Source organism: Sphingomonas sp. (assembly GCF_965200105.1).
Lineage (GTDB): Bacteria > Pseudomonadota > Alphaproteobacteria > Sphingomonadales > Sphingomonadaceae > Solisphingomonas.
Genome location: NZ_CBDATN010000002.1, coordinates 1,579,744 through 1,597,598 on the forward strand (window position 1 = coordinate 1,579,744; position 17,855 = coordinate 1,597,598).

A 17,855-nucleotide genomic window follows, 5' to 3' on the forward strand; every position below is an offset into this window, starting at 1 on the left:
ATTTGGCACATGCCGGCGTCGCCCGGCTCCCGCAGACGACTGGCGCCCGGATCATGCCGGCTAATTCCTGGTCACGATGCCGGACGCCCCCCCGTCCGGCCGCAGCACGTTGATGGCGGCGTGGACTCTGGCCTCGGCTTCGCGGCGCGGCAGTCCGGGCGGGATGGGTTCGCCGATGCGGAGCCGGATCGTGCCGGGATGCTTCACGAGGCCGCGCGGCCACAGCGCGCCCGCGTCGGTGGCGATCGGCACCACCGGCAGGCCGAGGCGCGCGTAGAGCCCGGCGAACCCAGCCTGAAGCGGCGGCGCCTCGCCATGCGCGACGCGCGTGCCCTCTGGGAAGATCAGCACGCTACGCCCGGCCGCCTTGGCGGCATCGGCGGCACGCAGCATCTGGCGGAGCGCGCCCGCGCTGGCGGTGCGGTCGACGGGAATCGCGCCGTGCCGCACCATCAGACGGCCGAGCACCGGCACCCGCGTCAACTGGCGCTTGAGCACGATCACCGGGTCGTCGACCAGCAGCAGCAGCGCGAGCGTCTCGTACGCGCTCTCGTGCTTGGCCGCGACGAGCACCGGCGCCGGGGGCATCGCACCCTCGATGCGCAGGTCGATGCCGAGCAGCGTGCGCGACAAGGCTCCGTGCAGCCGACCCCATTGCGTGACGTAGCGCGCCAGCCGCCGCCGCCCCGCAAACGCTACGGGCACCCCCGCGATCGTCATGACCGTGGTGGCGCCGTTGAATGCGGCGGTGAACAGGATCGCGCGCAACAGCCTCATCGACGATTCACTCAGTAGCCGAACGGCGCTGCGGCGCTGCGCAGCAGATACTTGTTATACTCGGCGAACAGCGTCGCGAGCCCCGGCTCGCTGGGCACCGGATCGATTAGGATCGGGAAACGGCGAGGCAGCGCGGAGGCGAGTTCGCGATGCGCGCGCGGCATATGCCAGTCGGTGGTGATGAGGCGCAGGCTGCGGTAGCGGTGTCGCGCGATCCACCCCGCCGTCTCGCGCGCGTTGGAGCGGGTATCAACCGATTCCTGGCCGAGATCGACGCAGCAGTCGAACAACGCCATCGGCCGGCCCGTCTCGACGGCGAGCTCGCGCTTGCGCACGGTGCGGTCGGCGCCCGATACGAACAGGCGGAGCGCGCGGTGCCGAGCGATGAGATCGAGCCCCCGCTGCAGCCGCCCGGCGCCCCCGGTCAGCACCACGATCGCATCCGTGGCGGCGGCGGCATCGGCGGGGCGTGGTAGCGTCGTCGCGTAGACCACGAAGCCCAGCGCCCAGCCTATGCCGAAGATCGCCAACAGCCGCGCGATCACAGCGTCCGCCCGAGCGCGCGTACCACCGTCAGCCGCGCGGCGGCGAGGGCGACCACGCCCGCGGCGACCGGCAACATCAGGAGCAACAGCCAGCCCCCGACGCCCAGCCCCAGCGACCCGACGAGGCCCGAGCCGATCTCGTCAATACGGCGGCCAAGCGACAGCAGCACCGCGATCGCCCCCGCGAAGCCGACGCCTGCCCCGAACAGCGCGTCGAGCGCGAGGCGGCGCTGGAACAGCCGCGCGATCTGCACGTCGGTCGCGCCCATCAGGTGCATGACGTCGATAGTCGAGCGATGGGTATCGAGGGCGGCACGCGCCGCGAGAACGACGGCGGCAGCGGTCGCCCCCGCCATCAGCGCGACGATGCCGCCCGCGAGGACGCCGAGCGAGCGGACCAGCGACACCAGTGGCCCAATCCATCGCGCGTGATCGTCCAGCCGCGCGGCGGGCGCGGCGGCGCGCACCGCGTCGGCGATCGCGCCAATGCGCAGTCGCGCGCCTGCGTCAAGTTCGGCGTCGATCATCGCGGGCAGCGGCAGGTCACGGTCGAGCCCGGCGTCGCCCAGCCATGGCTTCAGCAGCTGCTCCATCTCGGTGGCGCCGACCCGGCGGATCGCGCTCACCCCCGGCTGGTGGGCGAGCGCCGTCGCGGCCGCGCCGGCCTGCGCGTCGCGAACCCGGCCATCGGCGGCGATCACCTGCACCGTCACCTGCCGGTCGAGCCCGTCGCCCAGCCGGTCGGCGGCGGCGCGCATCGCCAAGCCGGCGGCGGCGGCGAGCGTCGTCAGGAACATCATGATCGCGATGACCCACGGCATCGGACCTGCGAGCCGCCCCTCGGGCAGCAGGCGGCGATCAGCGGCAGTCGGCTGGATCACGAGCGTGGCCCGCCGTCGCGCAGCGGCGGGAAACGCAGCGCGCCGGTGGGGTCCGCCAGGCGGCCATCCTCGATCCGCATCACCTCGGCCTTGGCGACGCGGCTGAGCAGGTGAATGTCATGGGTAGCAACGACGATGGTGGTGCCCAGCGTGTTGAGCGCGTCGAACAGGTGAAGCAGCCGCGCCGCCATCTCGGGATCGACGTTGCCGGTCGGCTCGTCCGCCAGGAGGACCTCCGGACGTCCGATCACCGCGCGGGCGATCGCGACGCGCTGCTGCTCGCCGCCCGATAGCGTCGCCGGCCGCGCATCGGCGCGCTCGCCCAAGCCGACCCAGGTCAGCATCTCGCGCACCGGCGTCACGAGGTCGCGTTCGTCGACGCCCGCGATGCGGAGCGGCAGCGCGATGTTGTCGTAGGCGGAGAGATGCGGGATCAAGCGGAAATCCTGGAAGACGACGCCGATCCGCCGTCGGAAGCCGGGCAGGCGGCCACGTTGAAGCCGCACCACGTCCTCGCCGAAGAGCCGGATGCTGCCGCGCGTCGGACGCTGCGCCAGGTAGAGCATCCTGAGCAGCGACGTCTTGCCCGCGCCGGAGGGCCCGGTGAGGAAGTAGAAGCCGCCGATCCCGAGCGTGAAGCTCAGGTCGGACAGCGTCTCCTCGCCATGGCCGTAGCGCAGGCCGACATCCTCGAACTGGACGATCCCCGCCATTCTCCGCGCGCCGCCGGCCCTCGCCCGACGACCCGACCGTCGCCAATGCCGCTTTCGCACAGGCACGCCGGGCGCGGCAAGCGTCGCCGCCCCACGCTTCGTCGGGCATCTCGCCTCGTCGCGCGCCGCTTGCCAGCGCGTGTCCGAACCGCCTAGACCAAAGCGGGGTAAGGGTTCGGGCGAGGGGCGCCGCTGGCATGATCTTGAGCTGTCCGGCGTGCGGCACGCGCTATTTGGTTCCCGACAGCGCGGTCGGCCCGGAAGGGCGGCAGGTGCGCTGCGCGTCATGTCGGCACAGCTGGTTCCAGGATCCGCCGGTGGTGGATCCTGCGGCGCCACCGACGTCCTTCGCGCCGCCGCCGACCGCCGACATTGCGCCGCCTCCTGCGGGGGTGCCGTCGCGCCCGCTGCCAGCCGGCGCCATCTCGTCCGACATCCGGCCGAGTGCCGTGCCCTCCGAAGCCTATGCCGCGTTCGAGCCGCCGTTCCGCGCGACGCCCAACCGCCTCAAGATCTACACCTGGGCGGCGGCGACGGCGGCGGCCGTGCTGCTCCTCGCCGCGCTGCTGCTCGTGTGGCTGGGTCCACGCTGGTCGGCGGCCTCGGGACGGAGCGCGGGCGACAGCCCTCTGATGCTCCAAGTCGTGCAGAAGCCCGATCGGCGGATGATGGCCAGCGGTAACGAGCTGTTCGCGGTCTCCGGCCGCATCGTCAACCCGACCGCGACGATGCAGACCGTGCCGGACATCCGCGCCGAGTTGCGCGACGCCGCCGGCCATGTCGTCTACGGCTGGACGATCGCGGCACCCGTGCGCGCCCTGGCGCCAAAGGCGAGCGCCGACTTCGACAGCGCCGAGGTCGACGTGCCGCGCGGATCTAAGGCGCTCAACCTCAGCTTCGCGGGCGATGCCGACCGCTGATCGGGGCGCGCCTCCCAAGCCGCTTGCGCCCTCCGCGACCCCTTGCTAGGGGCACCCGCCTACCGGCCTGCCGGCCCTCCTCAGGGAGCTTCGACGGGCGAGCATCGGCGTGCGGTCGTGGCGGAATTGGTAGACGCGCAGCCTTGAGGTGGCTGTGGCCGAAAGGCCGTGGAAGTTCGAGTCTTCTCGACCGCACCACTCCCGAGCAGAAGAGGGCCCCATCCTCCTGACGCCGGTTTGACCTTGCCGACGGCCGAGTCTGGCCTGTTGGTCGAGCCGGAGATGCGAGTGCATTTCTGGTCGACCGCGACCTCCGAGACGAATAGCGCCACATAGGCGTTGCTCGCTGTCGGAATCTCACCGCGGAGGCGGTCGCGGCGAGCGACGTGAAGGCGTCCGCCATCTCGGGCGTGACCTGCCTGGGCGGCGAGGTCTGAGAAGTCCTCGCGAACCGGGGACCTCCACCGACCGTTTGGATCCAATCTGACGCACCGCCGCGATTGAGCCTTTCAACCGTCGGCAGCGAACACGCCGCGTCAGGTGGCGCTGACCGCTGATGGGAGACCAGCCGCGCACGAACCATGCTCGCGATAACCTGCGACCTTCGCTCACGAAGCCTGACGGGCGGCATTGCGCGCCGCCGCTCAGCGGTGCAGTTCGCGCTTGCCACGGGGCTCGAGCAGTCCGGCATGCGCCTTCACGGTGGCGGTGACCGCGTCACGCAGGCACGTTCCGTCGGTGTCGGTCGGCGTTGCCTCTATCAGCGGCTCTAGGCTGCCGGGGCTTGCGAAGGCACCGGCCCAGCTTGGCGATTACGGTGGTGGAAGCCGAAGAGGTGCCAGACCATGCCGCAGCCGAGGAGCGGATCCGCCCGCGATATAGGCGCTGTCGGCGAAGACCTCGCCGGGATCGTCTGGCAGCGCGTCGGGGCCGGCGCGCCCGTCGTTCACGTTGGCCGGCGCGACCGCCTCCTCTCGACAAGTGCGGTGTCCGCATCGCAGTCGACATGCGCCGTGAAGTCGTGCGTTGCGCGCTTGCCCCTGTGTTTCACCAGAGACTGTGAGCATCATCCTCGCTAGCGGACGGGACGATCGTCGCATCGACGATAGTACCGATCTTTGCCGTGATCGCCCTCGCGGTGAGCTGAGCCGTAACGGCATCAATCAATGCACAGTTCAGGCGTTGAGCGACCAGCAGCCGACGCAAGCGAACGAACGCCGTGCGCTCCGGCGTCGCCTTAGTGCGCGAGGAATTGCACAACCGGTGGAGCGAGGCTCAATCGTCCAGCGCATCGGCCAGTTTCAAGTCCGACAGGCCATGCCACACCGCCAGCAGCCGCGCCTCAAATGATGTCACCGGCGGCCAAGCCGCTCGCCTTCGGTCGCCGGGTAGAGCTGACCCAGCAACGCCGCGATCGACTCCCAGGCAACCAGCGCGGCGATTTTGCCGAACGTCGATCGCGGCCGCTCCCGTCGCGCAAAGCCGAACCCATCCTGTCCGATCGCCCGCTGCGCCGCGCAGGCCTCCACCACCAGAGGCGCTATGGAGTCACGTGCGACGCTCGCCGTCTACAACCACCCGCGCAGAGGTCTGCTAGGGCACGATAAGCCTGGACCACCCAAAAAGGGCTGATCAGCCTCGCAAGGACATTAGTCGCTTGTTAAGCAATAATCCCTATTTTTATGAACGATGAGGATAAGTCTCGCAAGCTCCAACTTCGTCCTGACGTTTTGCCAAATTCCAGCATGCCGGTGAGGATAGAAAATGCTTACTTGGTTTCAAAAGCATGCGCCGATCCGTAGCAAGTTCAAAGTTCTTCTTTGCATGCACGGCGCGGTCTCGGCCTCGGGTGTGGCGACAACATATCTCGCTGCTCGGGCTCGCCGGAACAGTATCACATCTATGTCGGACTGGCTTGTGCGCTCTTCCTGCTCACGCTGTTCGCGGTTCGGGCCAGCGGTAAGCTGATCTCGGATCCCTATGTCGCGACGGTGCTTCGAATGGAGGCGCTGGCCAACGGCGAACTCGACAGCGAGATCCGGTTTTCGGAACATAAGGACTGCGTTGGCCGGATGGCACGCGCCATGGCCGTGTTTCGCGAGAACGCTCAGCGAGTGGTAGCCGCCGAACGCGCGAGGGAAGCACAAGAAAACCTTATCGTCGATAGCGTCGGCACCGCGATGTCCGCTCTAGCGAATGGTGATCTCACCGCACGCATCGGCTCGGGTTTGGAAGGGGCGTTCGCCAACCTCACGAGGGACTTCAACGCGGCCATGGAGACCGTGTCCGACACGATGTCCGCAGTCGTCGAAGCCGCCTCGGGCATCAATAATGGTGCGGGCGACATCCGCCAGGCCTCGGACGATCTCTCGCAACGTACCGAGCAGCAGGCGGCCAGCCTTGAGCAAACCGCGGCGGCGATGGAGGAAATCACCTCGGCGGTGCGCGAAACGGCGGCGGGCGCCAACCGCGCCAACACGGTCGTCGGCGAGGCGCGCATCGAAGCGGAGCATTCGGGAGACGTAGTGCGCCGCGCGATGGACGCGATGAGCGGGATCGAGCGTGGCTCCACGGAAATTTCCGAGATCATCACGGTGATCGACGGGATTGCATTTCAGACCAACCTGCTGGCTCTGAATGCCGGCGTCGAGGCGGCCCGCGCGGGAGACGCCGGCAAGGGATTTGCGGTAGTCGCCTCCGAGGTGCGCGCCCTCGCCCAGCGTTCGGCGGAGGCTGCAAAGGACGTGAAAACGCGCATCCTCGCAAGTTCCGAGCAAGTCGATGTGGGCGTTGAGCTCGTCAGCGAAACGGGCAAGGCGCTCCAGCGCATCATCACGCGCATCGCGGAGATCAGCACGCTCATGTCGGCGATCGCGTCGTCGGCGGAGCATCAGGCAACCGGTCTGCAACAAGTCAACACCGCCGTCTCCGAAATGGACGGCGTGACGCAGCAGAACGCCGCGATGGTGGAGCAGGCTACGGCCTCCGCGCGCAGCCTCTCCAGCGAGGCAGAAGCGCTCGCCCGCCACGTCGCGCGCTTCAAGCTCGCCGCCACCCAGGACCAGCCTGCGAAGCCTGCTAACCCGGTCCGCAAGCTGCAGGATCGCGCCGCCGTCGCGGCGCGCCGGATTGCCAGTACGGCCTCCTCGCGCGGGAACGCGGCGGTAACGCTCGCCAGGGACGACGACTGGTCGGCCTTCTGATCCGTCTCGGCTGAAGGTTCACTGCATGATCGTCGTCCATCCTCTTGAGGCGAGGCTCGACACTGCGGCGGCGGCCCCCCTCCACCGCGAGCTGGTGAGCCGGCTAGAACTCGGCCGCCCCCTGCTGCTCGACGGCAGCAAGGTCGACCACAGCGGCCTGGCCTGCCTGCAGCTCCTCACGGCTGCACGAGCCGCAGCGGCGGAGGCCGGTCTCGCCTTCGGGATCGCCGAAGCAAGCAAGCCGCTTCGCGACGCGGCGACGCTCGCTGGCCTCGCCGCCGTCCTCGACCCGACCGATTAAGGACGGCACCATGGACCTTGACGAGATTCAGCAGATCTTCTTCCAGGAGTGTGACGAAGGTCTCGCGACGATCGAGGCCAGCTTCGCCGAGATCCGCGCCGGCGACACCGATCCCGAGACGATCAACACCGTGTTCCGCTCGGTACACTCGATCAAGGGCGGCGCGGGTGCCTTCGGGCATGAGGCTCTTCAAGCATTCACGCACTGCTACGAAACGCTGCTCGACCTAGTGCGCAACGGCACGCTCGCATTGGACCCGGCGCTCGTCGGCACGATCATCGCTGCCTTCGACATGCTTGCCGATCATGTCGCGACAGCGCGCGACGGCGGCGAGCCGCCCGCAGACGCCGCCATGCTGGCGCGCCTCGCCGAGGCGGCGGACGTCGGCGGCGGGCAGGCAGCGATCGAGCTTGCCGGGGTCGCGCCTGCTACCGGCACCGCCACATCGTTTGAGGACGGCTTCGACGGACTCTTCGACCTTATCGAAGGGGGTGGCGATGCCGTGGCCGAAGACGATGTGTGGACCGTCGAGGTCCGGCCCGAAGCGGGCGCGTTCGATAATGGCGCGGAGCCGCTGCTGTGGCTGCGCGAGCTTGCGGCGCTCGGCGGGATGGTGATCGAGGCGGACACCGGCTCGATGCCTTCGCTCGCATTGCTTGATCCCGAGCAGAGCTACCTCCGCTGGACGATCTCCGTTCCGGGATCGGTGGCCGAGGCCGACATCCGCTCGGCGTTCGACTTCATGAGCGGCGGCGAGCTTGTCGTGAAGAAGGAGTGTGCGCAGCAGGTTGCGCCGTCGGACCTGTTCTTTGACTTGGAACCCGTGGCTCCCGTCCCGGCCGAGCCCGCGCCCATGACGGCGTGGCAAGCCCCGGCGCGGACCGCCGACACCCCGGCACCGGCGCAGACTGCCGACACCGCGGCCCCGCCGCCGCGAGCGACCGCTCCGGCCGCGACTCAAACGATCCGCGTCGATCTCGATAAGCTCGATCGGCTGGTGAACTTGGTCGGCGAGCTCGTGATCACGCAGTCGATGCTGGCGCAGTGCCTCTCCCAACACGGGCTGACCGGCGTCTCCGAGCTTTCCGACCTCGATCTCCTGACGCGTGAGCTTCAGGAGAGCACCATGGCGATCCGCGCCCAGCCGATGAAGACGGTGTTCAGCCGGGTTCCCCGCATCATCCGCGAGCTCGAAAGCGAGACCGGAAAGCGCGTCCGTCTCGAGGTCGAAGGCGAGATGACCGAGGTCGACAAGACCGTCGTCGAGCGCATCGGCGAACCGCTCACCCATCTCATCCGCAACGCCGTCGACCATGGGCTGGAAGGCCCGGCGGAGCGCGGGGAAGCCGGCAAACCCGAGGAAGGTGTCGTGCGCCTGTCCGCCGCGCACCAATCCGGGAGGATTGTCATCACGGTCGCCGATGATGGGCGCGGCATCGACCGCGGGCGCGTGCGCGCTAAAGCCATCGAGCGCGGCATTATTCCGCCAGATGCAAGCCTTACCGACGAGGAGACGGACAATCTGATCTTCGCGCCGGGCTTCTCCACGGCAGCGACGATCACCAATGTTTCCGGCCGCGGCGTCGGCATGGACGTGGTTCGAAAGAACGTCCAGGCGCTCGGGGGCCGCATCGGCATCCAGTCCGAACTCGGTCGCGGATCCAGCTTCTCGCTCAGCTTGCCGCTGACGCTCGCGGTGCTCGACGGCATGATCGTCACCGTCGGCACGCAGACCTTCGTGATCCCGCTCGGCCATATCGTCGAGAGCCTGCGACCCGAAAAAGGCCAGGTGCGCCGGCTCGGCGCTCAGTCCGCGCTGTTCGACGTGCGCGGAACCTACGTGCCCATGCATCGCGTCGCCGATCAGCTCGGCATCGCGGATGCCGCCGCCGACCCTACCCAGGCGGTTCTGATCGTCGTTGAAAGCGACGACGGCCAAGCGGTGCTCATGGTCGATACCATACAGGATCAGCGGCAGGTCGTCGTGAAGAGCCTTGAGGCCAACTATCAGGCGATCCACGGCCTTGCGGGCGCGACGATCCTCGGCGATGGGCAGGTCGCGCTGATCCTCGACATCGACGCGCTGATCTCCCGCTGGCGACGCGAGCAGCGATGCGCCAGCCCGCAGGAGCGTGCGGCGTGAGCGCGGCGGCTTCAGCAACCCGCGTGGACAGGTACCAGTTCGGTGCCGGCGAGCACGCCGCGATCGCGCGGCTCGCCTTCGATGAGGCGGGCATCGTGCTCGCGCCCAACAAGGCGCAGCTCGTCTACGGCCGGCTGGCTCGCCTAGTGCGCGCGTGCGGGCTCGACAGCTTCGCCGACTATGTCGTGCGGATCGAGGAGGACGCCGACGAGCGCGCCCGCGCCGTCGACGCGCTCACCACCAACCACACCGGCTTCTTCCGGGAGAGCCATCATTTCGATCACTTCGTCGCGGAGGTCTGGCCGACGCTGCGCCGCCGACTCGCCGAGGGCGGGCGCGTGCGCCTCTGGTCCGCGGCGTGCTCGAGCGGCGAGGAGCCCTACACCTTCGTCATCGCCGCGCTCGGCCGTGAGAAGGGCTTGGCGCGCGAACTGGCGAGCCGAGACTTCCGCGTGCTGGCGACCGATCTCTCGCAGACCATCCTAACTGCCGCGCGGGCGGGCCGCTACCCGCAGGACGTGGCGTCCACCATCCCGGCGGCGCTGCGCGCCTTGTGGACCGAGCCCACGGAGGACGGCTTCGCCATCGCCGAGGGGGCGCGCGCACCGATCGCGTTCCGGCCGCTCAACCTTCTGCGTCCATGGCCGATGCGCAACCGCTTCGACGCGATCTTCTGCCGCAACGTCATGATCTACTTCGACGAGGCCACCAAGGCTCGACTTCAGGCGCGCCTTGCCGACCAGCTCGCGCCCGGCGGATTTCTTTATATCGGCCACTCGGAGCGCCTGGCCGCCGACGTCGCGCCGCGCTTCGCGAGCATCGGACGCACCATATATCGGAAGGTCGACGCATGAGCGCCGTCCGCGCCCTCGTCGTTGACGACTCCCCTTCCATGCGCGCGATCATCAGCCACGCGCTCACGCGCGATGGCGGCATCGAGGTCGTCGGCACCGCCGATTGCCCGGCGCGCGCGCGCGAACTCATGAAGACGCTGGACCCCGACGTCGTCACGCTGGACATCGAGATGCCGGGGATGAACGGCCTCGATTTCCTCGAAAAGATCATGCGACTGCGCCCGACGCCGGTGGTGATGATCTCTACGCTGACGCAGCGCCACGCAGACGCGAGCATCCGCGCGCTCGAACTCGGCGCGTTCGACAGCATCGGCAAACCCGTCAACGGCGCCGCGGTGACGGGCGAGTATTCCGCCGAGGTCGCGGCCAAGGTGAAGGCGGCGGCGCGCAGCCGGCACCGGATCCGCACCCGGCTGCCGGGGGCCGCAACGGCCGCGGGCGCCGCCCCCAGCTACCGCCCACGCGAGGGCACGATGCTCGCAGTCGGCTCCTCCACGGGCGGCGTCGAGGCGCTCATCGAGCTGCTTGCCGGCTTTCCCGAGACCTGCCCGCCGACCGTCATCGTGCAGCACATGCCCGAGGCCTATACCGGCACGTTCGCGGCACGGCTGGATCGGCTGTCGCGGCCCCGCGTCGAACTGGCGCGACACGGCGGGCCGGTGCTGCCCGGCCACGTGTATCTAGCGCCCGGCGGAGAGCGCCACCTCGAGATCGCGGGCGATGGACCTTGGCGATGCCGGCTGGTGCCGGATGGCAAGGTGAACGGGCACCGCCCGTCGGTCGACAGGCTTTTCCACAGCATCGCGCGCGCGGCAGGCGGGCGCGCCGCCGCCGCGATCCTGACCGGCATGGGCAATGACGGCGCCAGGGGCATGAGGGCGATGCGCGACGCCGGCGCTTTCACCATCGGGCAGAACGAGGAGAGCTGCGTCGTCTACGGAATGCCAATGGCGGCGCGCAAGGCGGATGCCGTGGCCATCGAGCTGCCGCTCTCCCGCATCGCCGGGCGGCTGCTCAGCGAGCTGCGGGCATGATGGCCGCGCGTGCCAAGCCGCGTCGCACCGCCGGTCTTCAGGGCGAGACGCGGGAACCGAAGGACCGTTTCATGGCTCGCACCATCATGATCGTGGATGATTCGCCGAGCATGCGCATGCTGCTCCGCCTCGCGCTCTCGGATCTCGGCTACGACGTCGTGGAGGCCGAAGACGGCGTCGACGCGCTGGAGCGGATCGAAGACGCGGGCCCGGACCTCCTCATCACCGACATCAACATGCCACGCCTGGACGGGTTCGGGTTGATAGACGAGGTGCGTACGCGCTCCGAGCACCGCGGCCTGCCGATCCTGGTGCTCACCACCGAGAGTTCGGACGAGAAGAAGGAGCGCGCGCAGACAGCGGGCGCCACGGGGTGGATCGTCAAGCCGTTCGACCCGGACAAGCTTGCCGCCGCAGTCCGGCGCGTAATGTACTGACCCGTTCGAGAAGGAGACCGACCTTGCCCCGCCAACTCATCACGTTCCAGCTTGGCGAACAGATCCTCGGCATCGACATAATGACGATACGCGAGATCCGAGCCTGGTCTCCCGCTACCCCGCTGCCCAACGTGCCGTCGCACGTCAGGGGGGTCGTCAACCTGCGCGGCGTGGTTCTGCCGGTGCTCGATCTGAAGCAGCGGCTCGGTTGGGGCGTGACCGACCCGAGCGCGCGCCACGTCATCATCGTGGTGCGCATCGCCGACCAGCTCCAGGGCCTGATCGTCGATGCCGTGAACGATATCGTGGAAGTGCCCGCCGACGAACTGCAGCCGCTGCCCGACCTCACGGACGCGGCCGCGGCGCAGTTCCTGGAAGGGCTCGCCACCATTGACGATCGCCTCGTCCTGATCCTCGCTCTCGATCGCCTGATCGAGACCGGTCCCGCGCTTGCCGACGCCGCCTGAAGGCGCTCGCAAAAAGGAACCTCTTCCATGGCACTCGTCACCAAGGTCCTCGTCGTCGACGATTCGCTGACGATGCGCGCGCTCATCTCCGGCGCGCTGGAGAAGATCCCCGGCGTCAAGATCGTCGGCCTCGCCGACGGGGCCGCCGAGGCGCGCAAGCTAGTCGCGGAGCATAATCCGGACGTCATCACGCTCGACGTCGAGATGCCGGGCACCAGCGGCATCCAGTATCTCGCCGAAGTCATGGAGACGCGGCCGATCCCGGTTATCATGTTCTCGACACGCACCGAGGCCGGCGCCAGCGAGACGATCGAGGCGCTCCGGCTGGGCGCGATCGATTGCTTCCCCAAGCCCAAGGTCGCGTCATCTGCGGAACTGAACAAGATCATCGAGAAGCTCGGCAAGCGTATCAAGTCCGCCAAGAGCGTCGAGGTCCGCAAGGCGGCGCCCGCCGCCGCCGCGGTGCCTGCGATTGAGTGGAACGGCCGCCTTGCTGCGATCGGCGCCGATGCAGCCAATACCAAGGCGCTGTTCGAGCTGTTCGCCGGTTTCCCGGCGAACTGCCCACCAACGCTGGTGGTTCAGCATCTCGGGCCGGGGCTGGTCGCAAGCATGGTCGCCAAGCTCGCCGGCCAGTCGGCGGCGCGGGTCGTGGTCGCGGAGGACGGCATGGCGGTCGAACAAGGCACCATCTATTTCGCGCCGCAGGGCGACGCGCACATGATCGTGGACGCCTGGCCCGACGGGCACATTCGGCTGCTTCGGCGTGATCCCGTATCCGGCGAGCGTCCGTCGATCTCGGTACTGTTCGCATCACTGGCCAAGGCGGCGGGTGTAGCGGGGCTGGGCGCGCTGATTGCGCCCGAAGACGATGACGGCGCTGCCGGGCTGAGTGCCCTCGCCGCCGCCGGCGGCGCCACGCTCGCGCGCGAGAAAGACGGCTTTCGCCTCACCCGCCGGCAAAGCTCGCAACTGGTTCCCGCCCCCTTCCTGGGTCAGGCCATGCTGAAGCTGAGCGCTCGGTGAGCCAAGTAGCCGGCGGAGCGGCAGCGCCTGCGGCGTGTATGCTGGAACGGCCGCTCGCACTAGCGCTCGCGGATGCGCTGACCGCCCTGACAGACAAGCTGGCCGATCTCGCCTGCGATCTGGGCCGTGATGCAGACACGCTCCGCCGTCATATGGCGAGCGTCCAATCGGTGGATCTCGTGACGCAGAGCCTGCTTGCCATCGCCGACGTCCTTCGGTCCGAACGAGCGACGTGCGAGAGACCGGAAGCCGTAATGGTCGAGGCGCTCGCAAGGCAGCTTCGCTCCAGCTACGAGCGTTACCAAGCGGCTGCTGTTGCTTAGGACATGATGGCGTCCGCTCCTGATCACGGCGCCCGTTAGAGCGATTTTCGAGCGGGCTGAATCGGCTGGGATTCACACGGCTAGGATTTTCTGATTCATGATCCATGCTGGCGGAGGAGGCTGGCATGGATGGGTCGAGCCTTATCGCGTGATCTTCGGGATCGTGTCGTTGCTGCCGTTGAAGGTGGGATGTCGTGCCGGCGAGCGGCCGAGCGGTTCGGCGTCAGCGCGGCGAGCGCGATACGGTGGCGGCAGCTGGCGGTGCGTCATGGCGTGCCGGCGGCCAAGCCGCAGGGCGGAGATCGTCGAACGGCGAAGATCGAGGAGCATGCGTCCTTCATCCTGGACGCAATCGAGCAGCAGCCCGATCCGACCTTGGCGGAGTTGCGCGAGATGCTGGTGGCGCGTGGCGTGAGCGTCAGCATCGCCACGCTGTGGCGCTTCTTCGCCCGGCACGGGATCACGCGCAAAAAAAGACCGGCCACGCGAGCGAGCAGGACCGTCCCGACATCCTGAAGCAGCGCGGGAAATGGTTCGACGGCCAACTCGACCTGGACCCCGAGCGGCTGGTGTTCATCGACGAGACCTGGGCCAGCACCAACATGGCGCGGCGCCATGGCCGCTGCCGGCGGGGCGAGCGCCTGCGCGCCGACATCCCGTTCGGTCACTGGAAGACAGCCACCTTCGTCGCCGGCCTGCGCCGCACGGGCATGGTTGCGCCCTGGGTACTCGACGCACCCATGAACGCCGACGCTTTCCTCGCCTACGTCACCCGTGTCCTCGTGCCTGAACTCGGACCCGGCGACGTGGTCATCATGGATAACCTGTCGAGCCACAAGGCGCCGGCCGTGCGCGACGCCATCGAGAGCGTCGGCGCCAGGCTGCTCTTCCTCCCGCCCTACAGCCCCGACTTCAACCCATCGAGCAGGCCTTCTCCAAGCTGAAGGCGCACCTGCGAAAGGCAGCCGAGCGCACCATCCATGGCCTCTGGAACGCCATCGGCCGCATCCTCGACCTCTACTCGCAACAGGAACGCACCAACTACTTCGCCGCCTGCGGCTACGATGCAGACTGATCGAAAACCGCTCTAGTCGCTCTGCCGAGCGTGGCAGGCGTTCAGCGAGGAGGTCCATCAGGGTGTCGGACGTCATCGCCGCCGCGGCATTTAGCTCGCCGACGGGATGGCCTTAGACGGTTAATGGATGATAACGGCAGCGCACCGGCACAGCGGCAGCTTTCGGTACCGGCAAAGCTTGATCAACGCTCCCATTGCGGCCTCATTCCGAGTTATCGACGTCCTGGGGAGATGGACTTGACCGGCGAGCGCACGACCGACCAGCCGAACCGACAGCAGCTTCACCGGATTGTTGCCGGGCTTAGCGACGGCGTCATCCTGATCGAACCCGACGGGCGCATCGTGTGGGCGAACGATGCGGCGCTGGCGATGCACGGATGCTCCGAGGTGTCGGACCTCGGCAGGACCACAGCGGGCTATCGTCGCCACTTCCGCCTCGCCTATCGCGGGGGCCGCGCCGTGCCCGCCGACGCCTATCCGATGGACCGGCTACTCGCCGGCGATGCCTTCGAGGATGTGGTTCTCGACGTCTGCCGAACGGGGCATCCTGAGCCTGACTGGGTGCACCGCGAGCGGGGCTTCATCCTGAACGACGCCGACGGCAAGCCCGACTGCCTTGTCCTCGTCATCTGCGACGCGACAGAGGCCTACGAGGCGGAGGAGCGCTTCGAGAGCATGTTCAACGCCAACCCGGCGCCGGCGCTGATCGCGCGCATCGACGATCTGCGCTTCGTCCGCGTCAACGAGGGATTTCTCGAACTCTCCGGCTGGCGCGAGGATGAGGTGGTCGGCCGCACCATATACGAGCTCGACATCCTCGCCGGTGCCGTCAGGAAGGAGGAGGCCAAGGCTCTGTTCGGCAAGGGCCGCACCGTGCCGCAGATGGAGGCGGAGCTGCCGTTGCCGAGCGGCGGCGGCAAGCTCGTGCTCCTTGCTGGCCATCCCGCCGAGATGCAGGACAATGAGCCATGCATGATCTTCACCTTCGCCGACCTCGAGCCCCGCCGCCGCGCCGAGGAGGCGCTGCGCCAGAGCGAGGAGCGGTTCGCCACCGCCTTCCGCTTCGCGCCGGTGCCGATGCTGCTCTCCAGCCTCGACGGGCACCGCATCCTCAACGCCAATCACGCCTTCCTCAACCTCACCGGCTGGAGCTACGAGGCAGTGATCGGCCGCCGGCCCGCCGATATCGAGCTGTGGGAGACGAGCGCGACACGCCGCGAGATCGAGCGCCGGGTGAGCGAGAGCGGCAGCTTTCGCAATCACGAACTGCGCTTGAAGACCAAGGACGGCGCGCTAGTCACCTGCCTCGTCTCGGCCGAGACAGTCACGATCAACAGCCAGCACTGCATCCTCGCGGCGCTCCAAGACATCTCGGAACGCAAGCGCACGGAGCTTGATCTTATCGCCGCGATCGAGGGTGCGATGCAGGACTCGTCATGGCTCAGCCAGAAGATCATGGACCGGCTTGCCGCGTTACGCAGCCCCGAGAAGACCGACGTGGCGGCCGTCAGCCTTACGGCACGCGAAGGCGAGGTGCTGGCACTCATCAGCCGGGGGAAGAGCGATGCCGCGATCGCCGACACGCTTTCGCTGAAGCGCACGACGGTGCGCAACCACGTCGCCCGGCTCTACGCCAAGATCGGCGCCCACAGCCGAGCCGAGGCGATCATCTGGGCGCGCGACCGCGGCCATCAGATCGGCGCTGGTACGTCTGACTGAGGCGTTCACTAGTGCCGATGCACCCACGCGGCGGGTGCACCCGCATCTTTGGCGACGATTACCGACTCCTTAGCTCCCGTTTCCATCGGACCCCGTCCGAGGACATTAGGAGACGGACTATGTCGATACTCGCTTGGATTATCCTCGGCCTGATCGCAGGCTTCATCGGCAGCAAGATCGTGAATCGCACCGGCGAGGGCGTGCTGCTCGACGTCGTGCTCGGCGTCGTCGGCGCGGTCGTCGGCGGCTTCCTGTTCAACCAGTTCGGCGAGGCCGGCGTCACCGGGCTCAACCTCTACAGCCTGCTGGTGGCGGTGGTCGGCGCGGTCGTCGTCCTGTTCCTCTACCACCTCGTCATCCGCGGCACGGCGCGCTGAACCGCCGGCATCCGGTCCGCCGAGGCGGCTCGCCAGCAATCGCGACAAGGAGAGCATCATGACCCAGACACTCACCGGCCAAACACTGACCGGACTCTTCGACCGCTACGACGACGCACGCCGCGCCGTGCAGGACCTCGAAGCCGCCGGCGTACCGCACCGCGACGTCAGCATCGTCGCCAGTAACGGCCGTGGCGAGCATGCCGCCGCAACGGACCCGGCGGGCGACGCCGGCGCGGGCGCAGGGATCGGTGCCGCGATCGGCGGCGCGGGTGGGCTGCTCGCCGGCCTCGGCCTGCTCGCCATCCCCGGGCTCGGCCCCGTAGTCGCGGCGGGCTGGCTGGCAGCAACGGCGGTCGGCGTCGTAGGCGGTGCCGCGATCGGCGGGGCGGCCGGCGGCCTCGTGGGCGCGCTTACCGACGCGGGCGTGCCCGCCGACGACGCGCACGTCTATGCCGAGGGCGTGCGGCGCGGCGGCACGCTGGTGACTGCGAAGGTCGACGAGAAGCTGGTGCCTACCGCGCGCGCGATCCTCGGCGACCAGCGCGCGGTAGACGTCGGCGAGCGTCGCGACCACTACCGTCTCGAAGGCTGGACCGCGTTTGACGAGCACGCGCCCGCTTACACGCCCGAGCAGATCGATGCCGAGCGCGACCGCTACGACCGCGTGACTCGCTGAGAGGAGGACGCACTATGACCATGACCATCCGCATAGCTGCTGCCGTCACCTTACTGGCGTTGGCGCTCCCTGTTGCCGCTCAGCCCGTGGCGAAGAACAACAGCGCGACGAGGACTGTGCACACCGTTGACGACGGCGGTGCGCGAACGGGCGCGAACTCTTTTACCGAAAAGCAGGCACAAGACCATATCGCGAGATCCGGCTTCACGAAGGTTTCACCGCTCAGAAAAGACAGCAATGGCGTTTGGCGCGGCACAGCTGTCAAGGACGGCCGTACAACGCCCGTCGGGCTCGACTTCAAGGGCAATGTGTCGACTGCCGGGTAGCTCGCTCAACGACATCGTGTCCGCCGCCGCGAATCCAGTGTTCGTGGCTGCGGAC

The 17,855-nt window shown here is 68.3% G+C and carries 18 protein-coding genes, 1 tRNA gene and 2 pseudogenes; 16 read left to right on the plus strand and 5 right to left on the minus strand.

Going from position 1 to position 17,855, the window contains the following annotated elements:
* Positions 1-60 precede the first annotated feature (60 nt).
* The 4 genes from ACOFKX_RS08990 to ftsE are packed head-to-tail and all read right to left on the minus strand — an operon-like array spanning position 61 to position 2,916.
* The gene (locus tag ACOFKX_RS08990) at positions 61-777 is read right to left on the minus strand and encodes a lysophospholipid acyltransferase family protein (protein WP_419826664.1); all 717 of its coding nucleotides are present in this window, start codon (positions 775-777) and stop codon (positions 61-63) included.
* Positions 778-788: 11 nt separating this feature from the next.
* Complete coding sequence (locus ACOFKX_RS08995) at positions 789-1,322, minus strand: YdcF family protein (protein ID WP_419826665.1); 534 nt, start codon at positions 1,320-1,322, stop codon at positions 789-791.
* Complete coding sequence (locus tag ACOFKX_RS09000; protein WP_419826666.1) at positions 1,319-2,203, minus strand: cell division protein FtsX; 885 nt, start codon at positions 2,201-2,203, stop codon at positions 1,319-1,321. Before ACOFKX_RS09000 ends, ACOFKX_RS08995 begins: the two co-directional genes overlap by 4 nt.
* Complete coding sequence (gene ftsE / locus ACOFKX_RS09005) at positions 2,200-2,916, minus strand: cell division ATP-binding protein FtsE (RefSeq protein WP_419826667.1); 717 nt, start codon at positions 2,914-2,916, stop codon at positions 2,200-2,202. The genes ACOFKX_RS09000 and ftsE overlap by 4 nt, the downstream gene beginning before the upstream one ends.
* A 197-nt stretch (positions 2,917-3,113) precedes the next feature.
* Here ftsE and ACOFKX_RS09010 point away from each other — a divergent pair, with 197 nt between their 5' ends.
* Positions 3,114-3,836: a zinc-ribbon domain-containing protein gene (locus ACOFKX_RS09010; RefSeq protein ID WP_419826668.1), complete on the plus strand. Its 723-nt coding sequence runs from the start codon at positions 3,114-3,116 to the stop codon at positions 3,834-3,836.
* A 111-nt stretch (positions 3,837-3,947) separates the two neighbouring features.
* Positions 3,948-4,034, plus strand: a tRNA-Leu gene (locus ACOFKX_RS09015).
* Between the two features lie 1,154 nt (positions 4,035-5,188).
* On the opposite strand, the gene ACOFKX_RS09020 is transcribed toward ACOFKX_RS09015, so the two are convergent.
* On the minus strand, positions 5,189-5,365 hold the full coding sequence (locus ACOFKX_RS09020; protein WP_419826669.1) for a hypothetical protein: 177 nt from the start codon (positions 5,363-5,365) through the stop codon (positions 5,189-5,191).
* A 235-nt stretch (positions 5,366-5,600) separates the two neighbouring features.
* Here ACOFKX_RS09020 and ACOFKX_RS09025 point away from each other — a divergent pair.
* The 14 genes and pseudogenes from ACOFKX_RS09025 to ACOFKX_RS09090 all read left to right on the plus strand — a co-directional run bounded on the left by ACOFKX_RS09025 (position 5,601) and on the right by ACOFKX_RS09090 (position 17,800).
* Positions 5,601-7,039 (plus strand): annotated as a pseudogene (locus ACOFKX_RS09025) (methyl-accepting chemotaxis protein).
* Between the two features lie 25 nt (positions 7,040-7,064).
* Complete coding sequence (locus ACOFKX_RS09030) at positions 7,065-7,340, plus strand: STAS domain-containing protein (RefSeq protein WP_419826670.1); 276 nt, start codon at positions 7,065-7,067, stop codon at positions 7,338-7,340.
* Between the two features lie 10 nt (positions 7,341-7,350).
* Positions 7,351-9,483, plus strand: a complete 2,133-nt coding sequence (locus tag ACOFKX_RS09035; RefSeq protein ID WP_419826671.1) for a chemotaxis protein CheA — start codon at positions 7,351-7,353, stop codon at positions 9,481-9,483.
* Positions 9,484-9,506: 23 nt separating this feature from the next.
* Positions 9,507-10,337, plus strand: a complete 831-nt coding sequence (locus ACOFKX_RS09040) for a CheR family methyltransferase (RefSeq protein ID WP_419826672.1) — start codon at positions 9,507-9,509, stop codon at positions 10,335-10,337.
* Positions 10,334-11,371, plus strand: a complete 1,038-nt coding sequence (locus tag ACOFKX_RS09045; protein ID WP_419826673.1) for a protein-glutamate methylesterase/protein-glutamine glutaminase — start codon at positions 10,334-10,336, stop codon at positions 11,369-11,371. The genes ACOFKX_RS09040 and ACOFKX_RS09045 overlap by 4 nt, the downstream gene beginning before the upstream one ends.
* A 71-nt stretch (positions 11,372-11,442) precedes the next feature.
* Complete coding sequence (locus ACOFKX_RS09050; protein WP_419827388.1) at positions 11,443-11,808, plus strand: response regulator; 366 nt, start codon at positions 11,443-11,445, stop codon at positions 11,806-11,808.
* A 23-nt stretch (positions 11,809-11,831) separates the two neighbouring features.
* Entirely contained in the window at positions 11,832-12,275 is a 444-nt protein-coding gene (locus ACOFKX_RS09055; protein ID WP_419826674.1) for a chemotaxis protein CheW, read from the plus strand.
* Positions 12,276-12,302: 27 nt separating this feature from the next.
* A complete protein-coding gene (locus tag ACOFKX_RS09060; RefSeq protein ID WP_419826675.1) occupies positions 12,303-13,301 on the plus strand; it encodes a chemotaxis protein CheB in 999 nt (332 codons plus the stop codon).
* Positions 13,302-13,339: 38 nt separating this feature from the next.
* Entirely contained in the window at positions 13,340-13,624 is a 285-nt protein-coding gene (locus tag ACOFKX_RS09065; protein ID WP_419826676.1) for a hypothetical protein, read from the plus strand.
* Positions 13,625-13,753: 129 nt separating this feature from the next.
* Positions 13,754-14,699: pseudogene (locus ACOFKX_RS09070) on the plus strand (IS630 family transposase).
* Between the two features lie 231 nt (positions 14,700-14,930).
* Positions 14,931-16,418, plus strand: coding sequence for a PAS domain S-box protein (locus tag ACOFKX_RS09075; RefSeq protein ID WP_419826677.1), 1,488 nt, complete (start codon positions 14,931-14,933; stop codon positions 16,416-16,418).
* A gap of 119 nt (positions 16,419-16,537) precedes the next feature.
* On the plus strand, positions 16,538-16,795 hold the full coding sequence (locus tag ACOFKX_RS09080; RefSeq protein ID WP_419826678.1) for a GlsB/YeaQ/YmgE family stress response membrane protein: 258 nt from the start codon (positions 16,538-16,540) through the stop codon (positions 16,793-16,795).
* Positions 16,796-16,853: 58 nt separating this feature from the next.
* A complete protein-coding gene (locus ACOFKX_RS09085; RefSeq protein WP_419826679.1) occupies positions 16,854-17,474 on the plus strand; it encodes a hypothetical protein in 621 nt (206 codons plus the stop codon).
* A 14-nt stretch (positions 17,475-17,488) separates the two neighbouring features.
* A complete protein-coding gene (locus ACOFKX_RS09090) occupies positions 17,489-17,800 on the plus strand; it encodes a hypothetical protein (protein WP_419826680.1) in 312 nt (103 codons plus the stop codon).
* The last annotated feature ends 55 nt before the right edge of the window (positions 17,801-17,855 follow it).